Below are 19,439 nucleotides of genomic sequence, written 5' to 3' on the forward strand. Positions count from 1 at the left end.
TCTTGCGTAGGAGGTCTCGAATTTCAACGGCACGATCAAAGTCGGGTATCAATCCAACGTCAGACAGTTCCGTGTTCGCAAACACGTCAGGAAATCCTCCGCAGTTGGTCAAAGCGCTTATCGAGACGTCTTGATCCAACAAGTCGTAGCCCAGGAAGGTAAATCCGTTCCAGTCGAGTGAACGCACGTCAACCGACGGTCTTCGGATCACATTGAGGACATTCAAGTCGCCCGGATCCGCCAACTCCGAAAAGGAGGAAGTCCAGGTCCACAAAGAAATCGAGCATGTAGTCCTCGTTAACAATATGGGGCCAGTAGCTGTCCTTTACCTCGCCAAGCGCGACCGGCCCGAGCATTCCATCGAGTGAGACGACTTCGCTTAATTGGGTGAGGCCGGACCAGTTGATGTACATGGACCACGCAGTGCCGCTGAAAGGACCGAACTTCTCTTTCGCAATGTACAGATGTTGCATGGAGTTCCCTCGTGGCCTGCGGGCGGCAGGAGGCCCCATCTTAAAGCGGCCAACAGCGCAACGGCTCGTTTTGCGCGTTCAAATTTGAAAATCGGCAGTGGCAAGACGATGTTTGCGAGCCTTGATGAGTTTATCGGAGACCATTTGACGATGTCGAACACAAAGACGCAGCCGAATTCGGCGGACGAAGATCCTTTTCTCTGGCTGGAGGACAGGACAGGCAAGGAAGCGCTCGATTGGGTTCACCGCCAGAACGAAGTCACGGTCGCCGAGTTGCAGGGCGATCCGTCCTACCAGGCCTGCTTCCAGACCGCACTCGACCTGATGACCGCCGAAGACAACATTGCGGTCGGCTCTGCGCTCAACGGCCACGTCTATAATTTCTGGCAGGACAAGACCAACGTGCTCGGCCTCTGGCGGCGCACGACGGTCGCTTCCTACAAGACCGAGAAGCCGGACTGGGAGACGATCATCGACTTCGACAGTCTGTCGGCCAAAGAGGGTGTGAAATGGGTGTTCAGCGGCGCCAGCCGGCTTTACCCCGATTTCAGCCGCTGTCTGCTCAGCCTGTCGCCGGATGGCGGCGACGCCAGCGAAATGCGCGAATTCGACATCGACAGCAAGTCCTTTGTCGAGGGCGGTTTTCGTGCTCCTGCCTCGAAGTCGGGCTTCAACTGGCTGGACAAGGACACGGTCATCGTCTCGGCTGCATTCGAAGAGGACGAAAAAACCCAGTCCGGTTATCCGCGCGTCGTCAAGCTGTGGCAGCGCGGCAGCAGGCTGGAGGATGCGACGCCGATCTTCGAGGCGCACAAGCAGGATCTCGCCGCCGGCGGTTCTCTCGAATTCGACGGCGACAAGCGTCATCTTCTGCTGACCCGGACGCTCGATTTCTTTGCCTCGCACAGTTTTCTGCGTCTGCCCTCCGGTGAAAACAGGCGCATCCCGTTGCCGGACGACGTCACCGACACGGTGCTGTTCAGGGATCAGTTCGTGTTTGGGGTGCGCAGCCCGTGGACGGCGCCGGACGGCACGCTGTGCAAGCCTGATGGCCTCTATTCGCTGGACTTCGCGGGCTGGATCGAGACCAATGCGCTTGGACCTGTCGAGACCGTGCTCGAGCCGGCAGATCGTGTCTCGATTGCCGGCATTGCCCGCACGCGGGACCGGTTGTTCATCAATCTGATGGACAATGTGCGCGGCAAGGTCGTCGCCTGCGATTGCAGCGGCAGCGGCTGGTCGCTGCAGCCGGTGGCGCTGCCCGAAAACGGCAGTGTCGGCATCAGCCACGCCGAGCGTTTCGGCTCCAGCGTGTCCTTCTCCTTCACCGATTTCCTGACGCCGAGCTCGATCATCTGGTCGGACGACAATGTTGCGACGCTGGCAACGGTGAAATCGCAGCCGGCGCGTTTCGACGCGTCGTCCCTGGTCTCGGAACAGTTCGAGGCACGCTCGACGGACGGCACCAAAATCCCTTATTTCGTCGTCAGGCGGCGCGACCAGAACGGGCCGGTGCCGACGCTGCTTTACGGCTATGGTGGCTTCGAAGTGCCGCTGCTGCCCGGCTATGCCGGCGTGCGCGGCCGGCTGTGGCTGGAAAAGGGCAACGCCTATGTGCAGGCCAATATCCGCGGCGGCGGCGAGTTCGGTCCGAACTGGCATCAGGCCGCGCTCAAGGCCAATCGCCAGAATGCCTTCGACGATTTTATAGCGGTCGCGCAAGACCTGGTGAAACGCGGCATCGCCACGCCGGCGACGCTTGGCATCCAGGGCGGCTCGAATGGCGGCTTGCTGACCGGCGTTTCGCTGACCCAGCATCCCGAGCTTTTCGGCGCGGTGATCATCGACGTGCCGCTGCTCGACATGCTACGCTACACTGAGCTGCCGCCCGGCGCATCCTGGATGGCCGAGTATGGCGATCCGGCGAAGCCGGAAGAGGCCGCGTCGCTGGCGGCTTACTCGCCTTATCAGCATATCGAGCCCGACGCCGCTTATCCGCCGGTGCTACTGACCACATCGACCGCCGACGACCGCGTCCATCCCGGCCATGCGCGCAAGATGGCGGCGCGGCTGCAGGCTGCCGGCCACGCCAAGACGCTGTTCTTCGAGGAGACCGAGGGCGGCCATGGCGGGCGCGGCGATCGCCGGCCGCAAGCGGCACAGGCGGCGATGAAGTATGTCTTCCTGCAACGGGCCCTGACCGGCGTTACCTGACCGGTACGGCTTGAACGGAACGGCTTGAACTGATCGCATCAGACCGCCTAAGATGCTGCATGGCTCGGATGAAGACATCATGCGCGTTTGGGCGGTGACGCCGTCGCCGCGCACGCTTCGCGCCGAGCTTTTGCGGCTTTGCGCCCGCATCGGCTATTCGCCGCCCGCCTTCCTCTGACGAATCCGCCCCGGCGGCAATGCCGGATTGGTTCAAGAGGAAGATCAGACATGACCTATCAGAATTATTCGCTGAAGCAGCTTCAGCAGATCGATGCTGCGCATCACCTGCATCCGTTTACTGACCACAAGGAGATGCGCGAGGCCGGCTCACGCATCATCACCCACGCCAACGGGCCGTTCATTTACGATTCCGAAGGCACGGAGATCCTCGACGGCATGGCCGGACTGTGGTGCGTCAACGTCGGTTACGGCCGCGATGAGCTGGCCGACGCCGCTTACGCCCAGATGAAGGAACTGCCTTATTACAATTCCTTCTTCAAATGCTCGACCCCGACGCCGGTGCTGCTGGCCAAAAAGCTGGCGGAACTGGCGCCGAAGCACGTCAACCAGGTGTTCTTCGGCTCGTCCGGCTCGGAGGCCAACGACACGGCGCTGCGCCTTGTGCGCCACTATTGGGCCCTGGAAGGCAGGCCGGAGAAGAACCGCATCATCTCGCGCAAGAGCGCCTATCACGGCTCTACCATCGCCGGTGCGTCGCTGGGCGGCATGGAGCCGATGCACAAGCAGCTCAACGGCGCGGTTCCCAACATCGTCCATGTGATGATGCCTTATGCCTATGAACTGGCTCTGCCCGGCGAAAGCGACCATGATTTCGGCCTGCGCGCGGCAAAGGCCGTTGAGGACGCCATCCTCGAAGCCGGCGCCGACAAGGTCGCCGCCTTCATCGGTGAGCCGGTGATGGGAGCAGGCGGCGTGAAGATACCGCCGATGAGCTATTGGCCGGCAGTGCAGCGCATCTGCCGCAAATACGATATCCTGCTGATGCTCGATGAGGTCATCACCGGCTATGGCCGCACCGGCGAGTGGTTCGCGGCTCAGACATTCGACATCGAGCCCGACACGATCACCACCGCCAAGGCGCTGACCTCCGGCTATCAGCCGCTGTCGGCGCTGCTGGTCGGTGATCGCATCGCCGCGACGCTGGTCGAGAAGGGCGGCGAGTTCAATCACGGCTATACCTATGCCGGCCACCCCGTGGCCTGCGCCGTGGCGCTGAAGAACCTCGAGATCATCGAGCGGGAAGGTTTGGTCGATCGGGTCAAGAACGAAACCGGACCCTATTTCGCCAAGGCGCTGCAGGAGCACATTGGCGGGCACGATCTGGTCGGCGAGGTGCGTTCGATCGGCCTGATGGCGGCGATCGAGATCGTCAGCGACAAGGCAACCAAGGAGCGCTTCCTGCCGGCCGGGAGCGCAGCCGTGACCGTCCGCGACCACGCAGTTGCCCAGGGCATGATGCTGCGCGCCACAGGCGATACGATGATCCTGTCGCCGCCGCTGATCTGGACGCGCGAGACGATCGACATGGCCTGCGAGCGCATCGCCAAGGCGCTTGATCTGGCGCAGGCGGATCTGCGCAAGCGGTGAGATGAAACGATCGCCGGGCGTCCTGCAATCGGTACGCCCGGCGTTGCATACCAGGGCCCACCAAGGGCTGCTAAGAAGCGATCGCTTCATCCATCGCTGCGATTTAGACTTGTCCGTAAGGACCTGTTTACCTGCGCTGGTTGTCGGCCGTTGCGTCGGTGCTGCTACGCTTGGCGTTAGCGCCGCCGCTCTGTTGCTCGGCCCACCCACCCGGACCGGTCGGAAAGCTCGGCTCTTGCGGGTATTGGTCCTGCGGTTCGATATGGTGCCGTGGCAAACTCGAGCCGCGTCCGGAGTGCTGTTCGTCCGCAGTACGGCTCCAACGTTGGAACTGCCATTCATCTGGGGAATTGTAATGTTGGCTGAGCACAGACCGCTTGGCATAAGGCCTGTAAGGGCAAACAACGCGTCAACTGTAAGTTTCACCAGGTAGCATCGCAATTCTTAGTTGCGATTTATATAAACACGTCAAAAATAACATAGGGAGGTTAATCATGATCAGGCTGCAGTCAGTTCTATTTTCTATTCTGCTCCTGGCAGGATTGCCAGCGACGGCGCAGGAGGTCTGGTCGCTTGACGGCCTCAAGGCCCCCGAGAGCGTGCTCTTCGATGCCAAGCGCAACGTCTTCTACGTCTCCAACATTGTTGGCGAGCCCGCCGGCAAGGATGGGGTCGGACACCTTTCCAAGGTGTCGCCTGACGGAAAGTTGCAGGCAGCCGAATGGGTGACCGGCTTCAATGCGCCCAAGGGATTGGTGATGCACGGCGATACGCTTTTCGTCACCGACATCGATCGGCTGATGGCCGTCAACATCGAGAGCGGTCAGATCACCGGAACGTGGCCTGCAGAAGGCGCTCAGTTCCTCAATGACCCCGCCGTCGACGAGGCGGGTCGAGTCTTTGTCTCCGATATGCTGGCGAACAGGATTTATCTTCTGGACAATGATGCTCTCACCGTCTGGCTCGAGAGCGAGGATCTCCTGCATCCGAACGGTCTGCGCGTCGAAGACGGCCGCCTCCTCGTCGCCGGCTGGGGTCGCGATATTCAGCCGGATTTTTCGTCCAAGACACCCGGCCATCTGATCGCGATCGACCTGAAGACAAAGGCTATCTCTGACATCGGGCCTGGCGAGCCTGTTGGAAATCTGGATGGTCTGGAATCAGACGGAGCAGGAAATTGGCTCGTCACGGATTGGATCGCAGGGGCGCTCTTTCGCATTCATTCGGATGGAAAAGTCGAGCAGCTGATGGACCTCAATCAAGGCAGCGCCGACCTGGAATTCCTGGAGGAAAAGAAGCTGGCAATCATCCCGATGATGATGGACGGCAAACTGGTCGCAACTCGTTTGGATGGAGCAACTTGAGAAGAGGCTCGCATAGTCCTCTCCTCTAGAGCGGGATGAGATTTATGGGAGTCGTGGGATTCCCAAATCAGCGATGATCTGATTCAACCTTGCTGCTGGGCAGGAGGCCAGCATTGATGGTTGGATATTCAATGGACCTGCGCGAACGGGTTGTTGCGGCGGTCAAGGTTGAAGGGCTTTCGCGGCGCGCGGCGGCTGCTCGATTTGGCGTCAGCTACAGCGCGGCGATCGAGTGGCTGAAGCGGGTGGAACAGACGGGGAGCGTGGCGCCCCGCCAAGTGGGCGGCTACAAGCCGAAGAAGATATCGGGAGCGTGGCGCGACTGGCTTGTCGAGCGCTGCCGGGAGAAGGACTTCACCTTGCGCGGGCTTGTGGCCGAACTTGGCGAGCGTGGCCTGAAGGTTGACTACCGCTCGGTGTGGGAGTTCGTGCACGCCGAGAAGCTGTCTCACAAAAAAAGACGCTGATCGCCGCCGAGCAAGATCGTCCCGATGTTGCGCGCCGACGGAGGCAATGGGTTCTGTATCAGGACCGGATCGACCCCGCCCGCCTGGTGTTCATCGACGAGACCTGGACCAAGACCAACATGGCCCCGCTCAGGGGTTGGGCACCGGTCGGACAGCGGATCAAGGCCAAAGTTCCCAATGGCCACTGGAAGACAATGACCTTTCTGGCTGCGCTGCGTCATGATCGCGTCGAAGCGCCCTGGCTCATCGACGGGCCGATCAACGGCGAGAGGTTCCTCCTCTATGTCGAGAAGGTTCTCGTGCCCACTCTCCAGCCGGGCGACATCGTTGTGATGGACAATCTCGGCAGCCACAAAGGCAAGGCCGTGCGTCGCGCCATCCGAAAGGCCGGCGCGAGGCTCTTCTTCCTGCCGAAATACTCGCCTGACCTCAATCCGATCGAACAGCTCTTCGCCAAGCTCAAGCACTGGCTGCGAAAGGCCGCAAAGCGCACCGTTGAAACGGTCTGCAACGCCATCGGCCAGATTCTCAACCGCGTCACACCGCTCGAGTGCTCAAATTACTTCGCAAACTCAGGCTATGACCGCGGGTAATCTCATCCCGCTCTAGGCCGCACAGGGTCATGACCTGCACCACCGAGGGCCGCATCCGCGGCCCTTCTCACATCTGTGCCAGCTCCCGCGCATCCCGTTCCGAAACGCAAAAACCGCGCTCCATCGGGAACACGGCTTTGCCAGATGGCCGCCGTTGATCTGGACGCGCGAGACGATCGACGTGGCCTGCGGCCGCATCGCCAAGGCGCTTGATCTGGCGCAAGCCGATTTGCGCAAGCAGTAAGATACAACGATGGCCGGGCGCAACCGCACGCCCGGCGTTTGAATGCCGGATACTGCCAGCCGGAGTCACCAAGCGCCGAGGCCCGAGCGCCGACTTTACTTTTTTGTCTCGGGCAGCTCCGCTTTGCTCAAGATCGTGCTGCGCTTCGGTACGGCCGCATTGCTCGGCGGCGAGGAGGAAGAGCGTAGCGGCATCGACAAAACGTTCGCCCATGTGCTCAGGCAATGGGCGCTCCTTACAGGGCAGCACATGCGCACGGCGCTGGTTTCGCAGGGGGCGAGTCTGTTTGCGCCTGTCGTGCCGGTTTTGCTTTGCGCTCCAAAGTTTCTCGAAGGCGAGATGACACTTGGACAGGTCATGCAGGCTGCCTCTGCCTTTGCCATCGTGCAGGGCGCGTTCGGATGGCTGGTCGACAACTACCCCCGTCTCGCCAATTGGAACGCCTGTGCACGGCGCATCGGCCCCGCCGATCGTCCACAGCACCACGATGAAGGTCGAGGCCGCCAGAAACGCGTTGATGACACCGGCGATGAAATCGACCGGGGATTCGGTGGCAATCCGCAAATCCTCGGTGATGCGGGCTTCGGGGTTCTGGTGGTCGCCGCTGACGAGGTTCAACTGAAAGTAGCGGCCGCTTGCAAGCCAACGCGCGATGACCGCGTTGGTGAGCCAGGAACGCCAGCGGCGCTGAATCGTCATGCGAAGGAAGACCTGTGCAACGACAAGGCTTCCGCTGCCGAGCACGAGCGGCACGAAAACGGCGCTCAGGACGTAGACGGTGCGCGCATTGCGTTGCTCGAGGGCATCGAAAATTGCGCGATTCCAGACATTGATCCCATACTGGAAGCCAACATTGATGACGATCAGGAGCAATAACCCGATCGTGTACGGCCATGCCCGCCTATCGCCTCCGCGGCCCCAGTAACCGCGCGCGCTGATCCAGAAACGCCTCAGCAAGTATCTCTTGCGCGCCTGCTCGGCCTCCTCAGGGGTAAGCTCCGGATCGGGTTCGACGAAATCCACCGGCGGCGGGGCCGCGCCGACGATCTCGGACGCGACTTCGACAGTCGATTGCTTCTCCTGGCGCGACTTCTCGGCATCGCGTGATCTGGAGACCGATTTCGGCTTGGATTTAACCCCGGACATACCGGCGATAACGGCTTGGAAATCAGAAGGTTTCAATGATGTCCGCTCAAGCCGCTTGATCTCCACCTCGGCGCGGATGCGGTCGGCTTCGTTTCCTGTCGTCTTCCTTGATCTGCTGCCGCTTCGTGAGCCTGTCGACAATCTTGACACAGGACTGATGAGGAGCGACCACCTGTGGGTCGACGTCGGTCATGAGCGCTCCACGAGGCCGACGACCATCTGGAGACGCGCCAGGGCTCACTGTCGTCGAGGAATGCGAAATGCAAAAACCGCGCTCCATCGGGAACGCGGCTTTGCCAGATACGCATGGCGCTTCGCTGACTGAACACTTGGCGAAACTTACGGGCTCCGGGACGCGAGACCTGATCCGGAGCGCCGGGCGGATGCGATGGGCCGCCTCGCACTCCGTTCTACAGGGACATCGTTACCGGGTGGTTATCGATACATTAAGCAAATCTAAATTTCCGATGTTTCTTGCCGGAAACCGAAAGCCGGTCGAGTTCGAGGCTGAAAGCGGGTCGCGTCTGCTGCGCACGCTTTGCGCACCCTTTGCGCGCCCCTTGGGGGGTTAAGCCCAAGCTTTTTGGGCGACATGCATTACGCCGGGGTGCCGCGCAGGAAATTTATGATGCCGGAGAAGTCGGCAGCGGCATGCCCCTGGGCGTTGAACAGCGCATAAAGCTGGGCGGCCTCGGCGCCGAGCGGCGTCACCGCACCGGCGCTTTGCGCGGCTTGCTGCGACAGTTTCAGGTCCTTCAGCATCAGTGCGGCGGAAAACCCTGGCCTGTAGCCATTGTTGGCCGGCGATGTCGGCACTGGACCAGGGACCGGGCAGTAGGTGGTCAGCGACCAGCACTGGCCCGACGAGTTCGAGGCGACGTCGAACAGCGCCTGATGCGACAGGCCGAGCTTTTCCGCCAGAACGAAGGCTTCGGCGACGCCGATCATCGAAACGCCCAAGATCATGTTGTTGCAGATCTTTGCCGCCTGTCCGGCGCCGTCATCACCGCAATGGACGATACGGCCGGCCATCGGCTTGAGGATTGGTTCGGCCTTGGCGAACGCTTCCTTCGAGCCGCCGGCCATGAAAGTCAGCGTGCCGGCGGCGGCGCCGCCGGTGCCGCCGGAAACCGGCGCGTCGATCGACAGCAGCTTATGCCTGGCGGCAATGGCGTGGGCTTTTCGTGCCGATTCGACGTCAATGGTCGAGGAATCGATGAACAGCGCGCCTTTTTTCGCCTTTGGCACGATGTCTTCGTAGACCGACAGGACGTGTTTGCCGGCCGGCAGCATGGTGATAACGACAGCGGCCTCCTTCACTGCGGCAACCGCATTGGCCATGATGACGACCCCATGCTCCTTGGCGATGGCGAGATTTTCCGGCATCAGGTCGAAACCGTGAACGGCATATCCAGCCTTGACGAGATTGGCAGCCATCGGATTGCCCATATTGCCGAGGCCGATGAAGGCGATGGTGGTCATGGTGGCGCTCCGTGGTTGGTTAGGCAGTAGGGCAGTAGGGCAGTAGGGCAGTAGGGCAGTAGGGCAGTAGGGCAGTAGGGCAGTAGGGCAGTAGGGCAGTAGGGCAGCCTATTCGGGCGCTAGTTGCTTATAAGTTGCGAAGCATTTTTCCGATGCCTAGGTCCTGACAAGCTTGATCATGCGCCAGATATATCCCCTGCTGCCATTCAATAAGGTCCTTGTAAGAATTGATCCTGCCGGCCATTTCTACTGCCCTACTGCCCTACTGCCCTACTGCCCTACTGCCCTACTGCCCTACTGCCCTACTGCCCTACTGCCGCCCAATTAGTCCGCGCGCGATGATGACGCGCATGATTTCGTTGGTGCCTTCGAGAATCTGGTGGACACGCAAATCCCGCACCAGCTTCTCGATGCCGTAATCGTGCAGATAGCCATAGCCGCCATGCAGTTGCAGCGCGTCGTTGGCAACGTTGAAGCCGATGTCGGTGACGAAGCGCTTGGCCATCGCCGACCATTTTGAGGCATCCGGGGCCTTGCGGTCGAGCTTGGAGGCAGCGGCGTAAAGGAATATCCGTGCCGCCTGCAGCTCGGTCTCCATGTCGGCCAGCTTGAACTGCAGCGCCTGGAACTGGTTGATCTTGGCGCCGAAGGCCTTGCGTTCGGCGGTGTAGGACAGCGCCTTGTCGAGCGCCGACTGCGCCCCGCCCAGCGAACAGGCGGCGATGTTGAGCCGGCCGCCGTCGAGCCCGGCCATGGCGATGCCGAAGCCGGCACCTTCGTCCGAGAGCAGGTTTTGCGCCGGCACCTTGCAGTCCTCGAAGACGACCTGGCGGGTCGACTGCATGTGCCAGCCCATCTTGTGCTCGTTGGCGCCGAAGGACAGGCCGGGCGCATCCTTCGGCACGACGAAGGTCGAAATGCCCTTCGGACCGTCGCCGCCGGTGCGCGCCATGACGATGTAGAGGTCGCTGTCGCCGGCGCCCGAAATGAACTGCTTGACGCCGTTCAGCACATAGTCGCCGCCGCTCTTTACCGCGCGCGTCTTCAGCGCCGCCGCATCCGATCCCGAACCCGGCTCGGTCAGGCAATAGCTCGCCAGCCATTCCATCGAGGTCAGCTTCGGCAGGAAGTGCTGACGCTGCTCGTCGCTGCCGAAGCGGTCGATCATCGAAGCCACCATGTTGTGGATCGAGATGAAGGAGGAGAAGGCCGGATCGGCGCGTGAAAGCGCCTCGAAGATCAGCACCGCGTCGAGCCGACCGAGCGCCGAGCCGCCGACATCGTCACTGACATAGATGCCGCCGAGGCCGAGCGGCCCAGTCTCGCGGATCACGTCTGCTGGAAAATGCTTGTTGCGGTCCCAGTCGAGCGCGTTCGGCGCCACGCGATCGGCAGCGAAGGCCTCGGCCATTTGCTGGATGGCGCGCTGGTCCTCGTTGAGCTCGAACTGGCTGGTGACCGCGTCGACAGCGGCGTCCATGGCTTGCTCCCTGATGTCGTCGGCCGGCTGGCCTGTCGTTTTTGGCTTTGCGCGCGGTCCAATCTAGACCAATGATGCCGCCGCGCAAGCCGACTAGCTCCATCCAACGATCTGGGCAGCGGCTGTGCGCGAATGCGCGTGCGGAGCAAGGCGTGACGACAAATTTCGATGAACTGCTTGAACGCTTCCACGCCACTCTCGCAACATTCGATGATGCGCTGGTGCGCGATGCCGTGGCCCAGATCGCCTGGGCCATGCCGGCGCGTCGGCTCGAGCCGCGTCCGCTCGCCTGCCTGCGTCAGCTCGACCGCATCGTCGAGCTCGCTCCGGCCAACGCTCAGCCGCTGGCGCGGCTGCTTGCGCAGCGTCGCGGCGAACTGCACTGGGGGCAGACCTACAGCGAGGCGGATCTCGGCAAGACATTCATCGACAATTACGGCTGGCTGGAGGTCTTCGGCACGCGCGGCCATTTCGTCAATGACGAGGTCGCGGCCGGCTTGCTGATCCTCGGACCTGATATCGTCTATCCCGACCATCATCATGTCGCCGAGGAGATCTACATTCCGCTGACTGGCGGCACGCAATGGCGCATGGGCGAAGGCGACTTTCGCAGGCGCGAGGCCGGCGAGGTGATCCACCATGCCTCTGATGTCAGCCACGCCATGCGCACCGGAAAGGAGCCGCTGCTGGCGCTCTACATCTGGCGCGGCGGACCGCTGGCGGCGAAATCCACGATCAGCGGCTCACAAGGCAGGAACTAATGGCGGCCAAGGCGATCATGCTGCAGGGCACGGGCTCCGACGTCGGCAAGACGGTGCTGGTCGCGGGCCTCTGCCGCGCGGCGAAAAAGCGCGGGCTGAAGGTGCGCCCGTTCAAGCCGCAGAACATGTCGAACAACGCCGCCGTCGCCGATATACCGGGCGACAACTCCGGCGGCGAGATCGGCCGCGCCCAATGGCTGCAGGCGATCGCCTGTGGCGTTGCGCCCTCCGTTCATATGAACCCGGTGCTGCTCAAGCCGCAGACCGATGTCGGCGCCCAGGTTGTGGTGCAGGGCAAGGTGTTCGGCGAGGCGCGGGCGCGCGACTACCAGGCGCTGAAGGCCCGGCTGATGGATGCCGTGCTCGGCTCCTGGGCCAAGGTCGGCGAGGGCGCCGACCTCGTCATCGTCGAAGGCGCCGGCTCGCCGGCCGAGATCAATCTCAGGAGCCGCGACATCGCCAATATGGGCTTTGCGACGCGCGCCGACGTGCCGGTGATCCTGGTCGGCGACATCGATCGCGGCGGCGTCATCGCCTCGGTCGCCGGCACTCATCTGATCTTGCCGGAAGAGGACCGGCGCATGATCGTCGGCTATCTCATCAACAAGTTCCGCGGCGATGTCTCACTGTTCGATGACGGCATCAAGGCGATCGAGGGCTTCACCGGCTGGCGCTGTTTTGGCGTCGTGCCGTGGCTGAAGGCGGCGGCGCGATTGCCCTCGGAAGATTCGGTGGTGCTCGAACGCCTGGTATCCGGCGAAAAGCGGGCGTTGAAAGTGGCGGTGCCGATGCTTTCGCGTATCGCCAATTTCGACGACCTCGACCCGCTCAAGGCCGAACGCGAAGTCGAGGTCGTCTTCGTGCCGCCCGGCCAGCACTTGCCAGAAGATGCAGGGCTGGTGGTCATTCCCGGCTCAAAATCGACGATCGGCGATCTCTTAAGATTCCGCGAGAATGGCTGGGACCGCGACCTTGCCGCGCATCGCAAGCGCGGCGGCCATGTGGTTGGCATTTGCGGCGGCTTCCAGATGCTCGGCCGCGTCGTGCGCGATCCCGATGGCATCGAGGGCAGCGTTACCGAGACCGAAGGGCTCGGCCTGCTCGACGTCGAAACGGTGATGGAGCCGGAAAAGACGGTGCGCAATGTCAGCGCTCGCTCGGTCCAGTTCGATCTGCCGCTCGAGGGCTACGAGATTCATCTCGGCCGCACCACCGGTCCGGACACGCTGCGCGCGTCCACCGTCATCAACGGCATCGATGACGGCGCCGTCTCGGCCGACGGCAAGGTGTCGGGAACCTATCTGCACGGGCTGTTTTCCGCGGATGCTTTTCGGGCGAAATTCCTGGAGAACCTTGGCGTCAAAGGCGGTGGCATCGACTACCGTGCCGAGGTCGAGCGGGCGCTGGACGAGATCGCAGCCGAGCTGGAAACCCACCTCGACTGCGACGCGATTTTTGGTTTGGCGCGGTAGCTCCTCGGCGCGGTCGTTTTGGCGGATCGTTGACGAACCACATGCCTTGGAGATTAGCCGAAACGCCCATCGCTTCGTCATCCTGGGGTCTGCGCCGCGTCGCTGCGCTCCTTGCTCCGCCCCAGGATGACGAAGTTGGGGAGGCTTCGGCTAATCTCGAATGTCGGCGATGCTCCAACGATCGAACAGTGGATTCCTGACCGCTACCAAGCCTGCAACCTGTGCTGCCAATTCAGCCCTTCTCACCAACCTTCGGCCAGTAAGTTCCGAACGACCAGACATTGCCTTCCGGATCGCGGCAGATGAATTCGCGGCTGCCATAGTCGCGGTCGGTGAGTTCTTCCAGTATTTCGGCGCCGGCCTTTTTTGCTCTGCCATAAGCGGCATCAGCGTCGTCGACGGCAACATAGATCGATCTGCCGCCACCCGGGCCCGGTGCGCCGATCATCTGGCCAAACTTGTCGTCGCGTGCAGTGCCCAGCATGATCATCGAGGAGCCGAAAGTCAGTTCGGCGTGTTGGACGATGTCGCCTTCACCATAGCGGGCATGAACGCTAAAGCCGAAGGCTTCACCCAGCCAGTCGATCATTTTCGCAGCATTGCGGTAGCGCAACGTCGGATAGAGCCTGGGCGGTTCGACTGACATGGTCATGACGATCTCCTTCAATTGGATTGGACGATAATCCAGTCTGGGCGAAGGCTGTTCCCACGTCTTGAAGAAATGTTACCTGCGCATCTATGCCTGGGCGGCAATCGCCGTCGGCGTTTCGCCGGCAAGCTCGCGGAATTCGCGCACCAAGTGCGCTTGGTCGGCATAGCCGCAATCGGCGGCGATATCAGCCCAATCGGATTTGCCTTGCCTTGACAGGCCGAGCGCGCGGTTGAAGCGGACGATGCGCGACAGCGTCTTGGGGCCGACGCCGATCGCGTTGGAGAATTTTCCCAAGAGATGCTTGCGGCTCCAGCCCAGCCGGTCGGCGAGCGACGAGACGCGAATGCGGCCGCCAGAGGCGATGATCCGGTCATAGGCCCAGGCGATTTCGGCCTGGGTTTCGCGGGCCTCAGTCAGCCGCGCGGCGACGAACGCCTCGACGATGGCAAGACGTGCGCTCCAGCCGCGCGCATTGCCAAGTCTTTCGCGCAGCGCCATGCCTTCGATTCCGAGCACATCGTCGAGGCCGACCATGCGGTCGGTCAGTTCGCTCATCGCGAGGCCGAAGAAGCGTTGGGCGCCGAGCGGGGTGAAATTGACCTGGACGCAGCAGGCGCCGCCAAGCGATTCGATCACCACCGGACCGGCATAGAGGCCGGCGGCGAAACTGGCGAAGCGGTCGTTGTCGCCCGGCTCCTTGCCGAGCCCGATGGCGAAGGGTTCGGCAAAGCTGATGACCAGCGGCACGGTCAGCGATGCATATTCGACGTTGCGGAAACGGCCGGGCATGGTTTCGCGGTAGCCGCAGATGTCAGTGACCGAACCCTGGAGCCGAGGGCAGGGCGCACGCCGCACCATCTCGAACCGTTCGAGGCCAGGATTTTCACGTCGGCTGCCGTCTTCGCTCTTGGCGGGCATGAGTGCATTCCTTGCGCCCAAGGAGTCTAGCAGACCAGCCTCCAGAATCAAAAGCGCCCGGCTTGTGGCCGGGCGCTCCGAGTTGCCTGAGATCTGAGGGCTTAAGCGCCGCGAACCAGGCAGCCGCCGGCAAGCACGACATAAGCGATGAGGACGATCCACACCGCGCCTAGCGGAAGGAACGCAAAAACGCCGAGAGCGGCGAGAAGACCGATGATGGCAATAACAAGGGATATGATGAAAATAAGCTGCGTAGGCGCACTGAGATTCATGTGTGGCTCCTCCGACATGATTCGTACAACCGCATCCTATCAGGCGCCCCCGCGCCGCACCGCTTCTTTAAAACGCGGGTGATTGGCGAAACGTCGATGGCAGCGCCCCTCTCCCTGTCCCTTTACGGGGAGGGATGCCGGCAGGCAGGTGAGGGGCAGCGCCAACGCCCGGAAAAGAGTGAGGCCGAACTCAAAACCTGAAGCGATTGCCGCTGTCGAACCACCGTTTGCGCAAACCCGATTCCGCGCTACCTATTTGCTACGAATCGGAAAGGGGACGCTGATGGCATTCGCATTGCTGGAGCAGATACGTTCGATCTTCGACGGCGACCCCGGCGTGCGCAAGGTCGCGGACGATCCTGTGCTGTCGGCGGAACTGCTGATGCTGTTTCGCATGATTTTGGCCGACGGCACGGTCAGCGAGAGCGAAATGGCCGCGTTCAGGCGCATCTGCCGGGAAGCCTTCGGCATTCCGGAAGCCAGCATCGACAGCGTCATCGAATATCTCAACGAGTTCGGCTACGAGACCAACGGCTCGCAAGCCATCGCGCAGTTCCGAGACCTCGACGTCGAGAGGCGCAGCCTGCTTGCCCGCCATATGGCCGAGATCGCCAAGGCCGATTCGCAACTTGCCGGGACCGAGATGCAGCTCTTGAGCCGCACGCTCGACTTGCTCGACATCAGCCCAGCCGATGTGGTGAAGGCCAAAGAGTAGCCTATCCTGACGGTCGGCCGTTCACCCCTGTTCCTGTAAGCGCCGGAAAATCGCGCGGTGCAGGTCCGGGGCCGCAGCGACCAGCGCCTTCGCCGCTTCGGACTGCGGATGGTCGAGAACCTCGCTCGTCCTGCCGCGCTCGACGATCTTGCCGGCATGCATGATCATCACCTGGTCGGTAATGGCGCGGGCAACGGTCAGATCGTGGGTGATGAACAGATAGGCAACGCCGAGCTTCTGGTTCAGCTCGGCGAACAGGTCGAGAATCTGGGCGCGGATCGAGACGTCGAGCGCCGAGACCGGCTCGTCGGCGACGACCAGCTTGGGGCGAGTGATGATGGCGCGGGCGATCGACAGGCGCTGGCGCTGGCCGCCTGAAAATTCGTGCGGATATTTGTCGATGTCGCGTGGGCTGAGGCCGACCTCGTGCAAGGCCTTTGCCACCATCTCGCGACGCTCTGCATTCGTCGGCCTTTTCTCCAGCACATGCAGTGGCTCGGCGACCAGTTTTTCGACCTTCTGGCGTGGATCGAAGGAGCCGTAAGGGTCCTGGAACACCACCTGCATGTCGCGGCGCGCCGGCTTGAGCTCCGCCTCGCTCTTGCCGGTGATGACTTCGCCGCGAAACCGGATCGTTCCCGATGTCGGCCCGTCCAGCGCCAGGACCAGGCGGGCAAGCGTGGACTTGCCGCAACCGGAACGCCCGACCAGCGCCACCGACTGGCCGGGATCGATCGAGAACGAGACATCGTCGACGGCGCGGGTCGGAGCCGCGCGCTTCAGCAGCGATTTGCGCCGCCCCGGATAGTCCCGCGTCACGCTCTCTACCTGAAGAAGAGGTCTGGCTCCCTGAAGAGGTTTGGCACCCTTCAACTGAGGGTTGTCTTGGCCGACCTCGTGCGTCCTGGCACGCGCCGGCACATGCATCGAGGCCTGTGCCAGTTGTCTTGTGTAGGGATGAAGCTGCTCGGACAAGGTGCGCGCCGTATCGCCGGCCTCCATCACTTCGCCGTGGCGCAGGATGGTGATGCGCTCCGCCATCTCGGTCACCACCGCGAGGTCGTGCGAGATCAACAGCAGACCCATGCGGTTTTCTGCGACCAAGTCGCGCAACAGGTCGAGGATCTGCGCCTGCAGCACGACGTCGAGCGCCGTCGTCGGCTCGTCGGCGATCAGCAGTTTTGGTTTCAGCGCGCAGGCGATGGCGATGACGACGCGCTGGCGCTGGCCGCCGGAAAGCTCGTGCGGATAGCGCGACAGCGGAAATTGCGCTGAAGGCAGGCCGACCCGGTCGAGCATTTTTCGGGCGCGGTCCTCGGCGTCGGCGCGGCTTGCCCTGGTGTGCCAGCGGATGCCTTCGGCGACCTGCTCGCCAATCGTCTTGACCGGGTTCAGCGCCGTCATCGGTTCCTGGAAAACCATGCCGATATCATCGCCGCGCAGCGCGCACATCTGGTCTTCGCTGGCCGCAAGGATGTCGATGCCGTCGAAGGCGACGCGCCCGCTGGCGCGCGCGGCCCAGGGCAGAAGCCGCATCACCGTCAATGCCGTGATCGATTTGCCCGAGCCGGATTCGCCGACCAGTCCCATCACCTCGCCGGGCGCGACGGAGAGCTCGACATCGCTGAGGATCGGCGTGTCGCCGATCGTCAGCGACAATTTCTCGATTTCGAGCAGGCTCATCGCTGCCGCCGCGATTTGGGGTCGAGGATATCGGCAATACCGTCGCCGAGCAGGTTCAGTCCAAGCACGGTGACGACGATCGCCATGCCCGGAAAGATCGCCATCCACGGCGCCGTGGCCATGCGGGTCTGCGCGTCGAACAGCATCCGGCCCCAGCTCGGCATCGGCGGCTGTGTGCCGAGCCCGACATAGGAAAGCCCGGCTTCGGCCAGGATGCCGAGCGCGAACTGGATGGTGCCTTGCACAAGGAGCAAAGTGACGATGTTGGGCAGCACATGTTCGATGGTGATCAGTGCTTTGCCTTTTCCGGCGGCGCGCGCGGCGAGGATGAATTCGCGCGGCCAGATCGCCAGCGCGCCGGCCCGGGCGACGCGGGCGAAGACCGGGATGTTGAAAATGCCGATGGCGATGATGGCGTTGAGCGCGCCCGGGCCGAAGATGGCGGTGATCATGATCGCCGACAGCAGGGCAGGGAAGGCGAAGACGAGATCGTTCAGCCGCATCACCGCTTCGTCGACGATGCCGCCGCGCGCCGCGGCAAGGGCGCCGAGCGGCACGCCGACGCCCATGCCGATACCGACCGCCACCAGCGCCACGGCGATCGAATTGCGGGCCCCGACCATGATCATGGAAAAAATGTCGCGGCCGAAATGATCGGTGCCGAACCAGTGCGCCGGCGAGGGTGCCTGGGTCTTGTCGGCGATGATCAGCCTGGTGACGTCAAAAGGCGTCCAGAAGAACGAGACGATGGCGACCGCTGCTAGCACTATAGTGATGACGAAGCCGGTGAGGAACGAGCGGTTGGTGAAAGCCTTGACGAGGATGTCGGCAAAATTTTCCTCTGGGATGTCGAAGCGCAGCGTCATTGGCGGCTTCTCAGGCGCGGATCGACGACCGCATAGGAGAGATCGACAAGCAGGTTGACAGCGATGACGGCGGCGACCAGCAGCATGACGACGCTTTCGACGACGATCAGGTCGCGCTGGGTGATCGCCTGGAACACCAGCCGGCCGAGGCCGGGCAGATAAAAGACGTTCTCGATGATGATGGTGCCGGCGAGCAGGAAGGCGAACTGCAGGCCGAGAATGGTCAGCACCGGGATCATCGCGTTGCGCAGCGCGTGCCGCCACAGCACCGCGCGAAAGGGCAGGCCCTTGGCGCGGGCAGTGCGGATATAGTCCTCGTTCAGCACTTCGATCAGCGCCGAGCGGGTGACGCGGGCGAGGATCGCCGCTTGCGGCAGCGCGAGCGCGATCGCCGGCAGGACCAGCGATTTCAGCGCCGGCCAGATGCCAGCGCTCCATCCCGGAAAGCCGCCGGCCGGCACCAGCCGCAGCCAGACGGCGAACAGGTAGATCAGCATCAGCGCAAACCAGAAGTTGGGCACGGCGACGCCAAGCTGGGCGGCGCCCATCGCGATCGTGTCGCCGGCCCGCCCGCGCCGGCCGGCGGAAAACAGCCCGACCGGAATGGCGATGATGGTCGACAGCGCCAGCGCGATCAGCGCCAGCGGCAGCGAGACGACGATGCGTTCGCGAACCAGGTCGATGACCGGCACCGAATAGGTGTAGGAACGGCCGAAATCGAGGCTCAGCAAGCCGCCGGCCCAGTGCAGATAGCGCGCGGCAAGGGGCGCGTTGAGGCCCATCTGGTTGCGCAGCAACTCGACCTGCTCGGCGCTGGCGTTCATGCCCAGCATCAGCCGCGCCGGGTCGCCGGGAATGATCTCCAGCACGGCAAAGACCACCATCGAGGCCAGGACCAGGGTGATGAGGGCGACGGCAAGACGCTCGAGGAGATAGGCGGTCACGGCGGCAGGACCGCAGGTCCGCTCAGCGCGGCAACTGGATGAAGGTCGCGTTCCCGCCCACCCCCCTCTGTCCTGCCGGACATCT

17 protein-coding genes and 2 pseudogenes are annotated in these 19,439 nt (G+C 62.6%); 9 read left to right on the top strand and 10 right to left on the bottom strand.

From position 1 onward, the window contains the following. Window positions 1–188: 188 nt before the first annotated feature. The gene (locus JG739_RS35355) at window positions 189–473 is read right to left on the bottom strand and encodes a hypothetical protein (RefSeq protein ID WP_244749904.1); all 285 of its coding nucleotides are present in this window, start codon (window positions 471–473) and stop codon (window positions 189–191) included. Window positions 474–623: 150 nt separating this feature from the next. Between JG739_RS35355 and JG739_RS15440 the strand changes: the two genes are divergently transcribed. From JG739_RS15440 to JG739_RS35360, 6 genes and pseudogenes are all read left to right on the top strand, one after another. Next, complete coding sequence (locus tag JG739_RS15440; protein ID WP_202367195.1) at window positions 624–2,687, top strand: prolyl oligopeptidase family serine peptidase; 2,064 nt, start codon at window positions 624–626, stop codon at window positions 2,685–2,687. A gap of 79 nt (window positions 2,688–2,766) precedes the next feature. Next, window positions 2,767–2,865, top strand: coding sequence for a capsid protein (locus JG739_RS15445; protein WP_202367737.1), 99 nt, complete (start codon window positions 2,767–2,769; stop codon window positions 2,863–2,865). 50 nt (window positions 2,866–2,915) lie between these two features. After that, a complete protein-coding gene (locus tag JG739_RS15450) occupies window positions 2,916–4,295 on the top strand; it encodes an aspartate aminotransferase family protein (RefSeq protein WP_202367196.1) in 1,380 nt (459 codons plus the stop codon). Between the two features lie 494 nt (window positions 4,296–4,789). After that, on the top strand, window positions 4,790–5,659 hold the full coding sequence (locus tag JG739_RS15455) for an SMP-30/gluconolactonase/LRE family protein (protein ID WP_202367197.1): 870 nt from the start codon (window positions 4,790–4,792) through the stop codon (window positions 5,657–5,659). Between the two features lie 116 nt (window positions 5,660–5,775). Beyond that, window positions 5,776–6,719 (top strand): IS630 family transposase gene (locus JG739_RS15460; RefSeq protein WP_446720553.1). Its coding sequence is split into 2 segments (ribosomal slippage): window positions 5,776–6,112 and window positions 6,112–6,719, totalling 945 coding nucleotides; the frame shifts between segments, so codons are not numbered across the junction. A gap of 400 nt (window positions 6,720–7,119) precedes the next feature. Beyond that, window positions 7,120–7,422 (top strand): annotated as a pseudogene (locus JG739_RS35360) (ABC transporter ATP-binding protein/permease); the annotation flags it as partial. On the opposite strand, the pseudogene JG739_RS15465 reads toward JG739_RS35360, so the two are convergent. From JG739_RS15465 to JG739_RS15475, 3 genes and pseudogenes are all read right to left on the bottom strand, one after another. After that, a pseudogene (locus JG739_RS15465) lies at window positions 7,423–8,109 on the bottom strand (ABC transporter ATP-binding protein/permease); the annotation flags it as partial. Window positions 8,110–8,706: 597 nt separating this feature from the next. Then, window positions 8,707–9,591, bottom strand: a complete 885-nt coding sequence (gene mmsB / locus JG739_RS15470) for a 3-hydroxyisobutyrate dehydrogenase (protein WP_202367199.1) — start codon at window positions 9,589–9,591, stop codon at window positions 8,707–8,709. A gap of 310 nt (window positions 9,592–9,901) precedes the next feature. Further along, window positions 9,902–11,071 (bottom strand): isobutyryl-CoA dehydrogenase, encoded by a 1,170-nt coding sequence (locus tag JG739_RS15475; RefSeq protein ID WP_202367200.1) that lies wholly within the window; start codon window positions 11,069–11,071, stop codon window positions 9,902–9,904. Between the two features lie 152 nt (window positions 11,072–11,223). Between JG739_RS15475 and JG739_RS15480 the strand changes: the two genes are divergently transcribed. Both JG739_RS15480 and JG739_RS15485 read left to right on the top strand, forming a co-directional pair. Then, the gene (locus JG739_RS15480) at window positions 11,224–11,832 is read left to right on the top strand and encodes a dimethylsulfonioproprionate lyase family protein (protein ID WP_202367201.1); all 609 of its coding nucleotides are present in this window, start codon (window positions 11,224–11,226) and stop codon (window positions 11,830–11,832) included. After that, on the top strand, window positions 11,832–13,304 hold the full coding sequence (locus JG739_RS15485; RefSeq protein WP_202367202.1) for a cobyric acid synthase: 1,473 nt from the start codon (window positions 11,832–11,834) through the stop codon (window positions 13,302–13,304). Before JG739_RS15480 ends, JG739_RS15485 begins: the two co-directional genes overlap by 1 nt. A gap of 232 nt (window positions 13,305–13,536) precedes the next feature. Here JG739_RS15485 and JG739_RS15490 read toward each other — a convergent pair whose 3' ends face one another. The 3 genes from JG739_RS15490 to JG739_RS15500 all read right to left on the bottom strand — a co-directional run bounded on the left by JG739_RS15490 (window position 13,537) and on the right by JG739_RS15500 (window position 15,146). Beyond that, window positions 13,537–13,956 (bottom strand): VOC family protein, encoded by a 420-nt coding sequence (locus tag JG739_RS15490; protein WP_202367203.1) that lies wholly within the window; start codon window positions 13,954–13,956, stop codon window positions 13,537–13,539. Between the two features lie 84 nt (window positions 13,957–14,040). After that, window positions 14,041–14,874 carry a helix-turn-helix domain-containing protein gene (locus tag JG739_RS15495; RefSeq protein WP_202367204.1) on the bottom strand — a complete coding sequence of 278 codons (834 nt, stop codon included), beginning with the start codon at window positions 14,872–14,874 and terminating at the stop codon, window positions 14,041–14,043. 101 nt (window positions 14,875–14,975) lie between these two features. Next, window positions 14,976–15,146 carry a hypothetical protein gene (locus tag JG739_RS15500; protein WP_202367205.1) on the bottom strand — a complete coding sequence of 57 codons (171 nt, stop codon included), beginning with the start codon at window positions 15,144–15,146 and terminating at the stop codon, window positions 14,976–14,978. A 283-nt stretch (window positions 15,147–15,429) separates the two neighbouring features. Here JG739_RS15500 and JG739_RS15505 point away from each other — a divergent pair, with 283 nt between their 5' ends. After that, window positions 15,430–15,861 carry a tellurite resistance TerB family protein gene (locus JG739_RS15505; RefSeq protein ID WP_202367206.1) on the top strand — a complete coding sequence of 144 codons (432 nt, stop codon included), beginning with the start codon at window positions 15,430–15,432 and terminating at the stop codon, window positions 15,859–15,861. A gap of 21 nt (window positions 15,862–15,882) precedes the next feature. Here JG739_RS15505 and JG739_RS15510 read toward each other — a convergent pair whose 3' ends face one another. The 3 genes from JG739_RS15510 to JG739_RS15520 are packed head-to-tail and all read right to left on the bottom strand — an operon-like array spanning window position 15,883 to window position 19,354. After that, window positions 15,883–17,544 (bottom strand): ABC transporter ATP-binding protein, encoded by a 1,662-nt coding sequence (locus JG739_RS15510; RefSeq protein WP_202367207.1) that lies wholly within the window; start codon window positions 17,542–17,544, stop codon window positions 15,883–15,885. Then, complete coding sequence (locus tag JG739_RS15515) at window positions 17,541–18,410, bottom strand: ABC transporter permease (RefSeq protein ID WP_202367208.1); 870 nt, start codon at window positions 18,408–18,410, stop codon at window positions 17,541–17,543. Before JG739_RS15515 ends, JG739_RS15510 begins: the two co-directional genes overlap by 4 nt. Beyond that, on the bottom strand, window positions 18,407–19,354 hold the full coding sequence (locus JG739_RS15520; protein WP_202367209.1) for an ABC transporter permease: 948 nt from the start codon (window positions 19,352–19,354) through the stop codon (window positions 18,407–18,409). Before JG739_RS15520 ends, JG739_RS15515 begins: the two co-directional genes overlap by 4 nt. Window positions 19,355–19,439: the final 85 nt, after the last annotated feature.

Origin of the sequence: Mesorhizobium sp. L-2-11 (assembly GCF_016756595.1) — a bacterium.
In the GTDB taxonomy this organism is placed as follows: Bacteria; Pseudomonadota; Alphaproteobacteria; order Rhizobiales; family Rhizobiaceae; genus Mesorhizobium.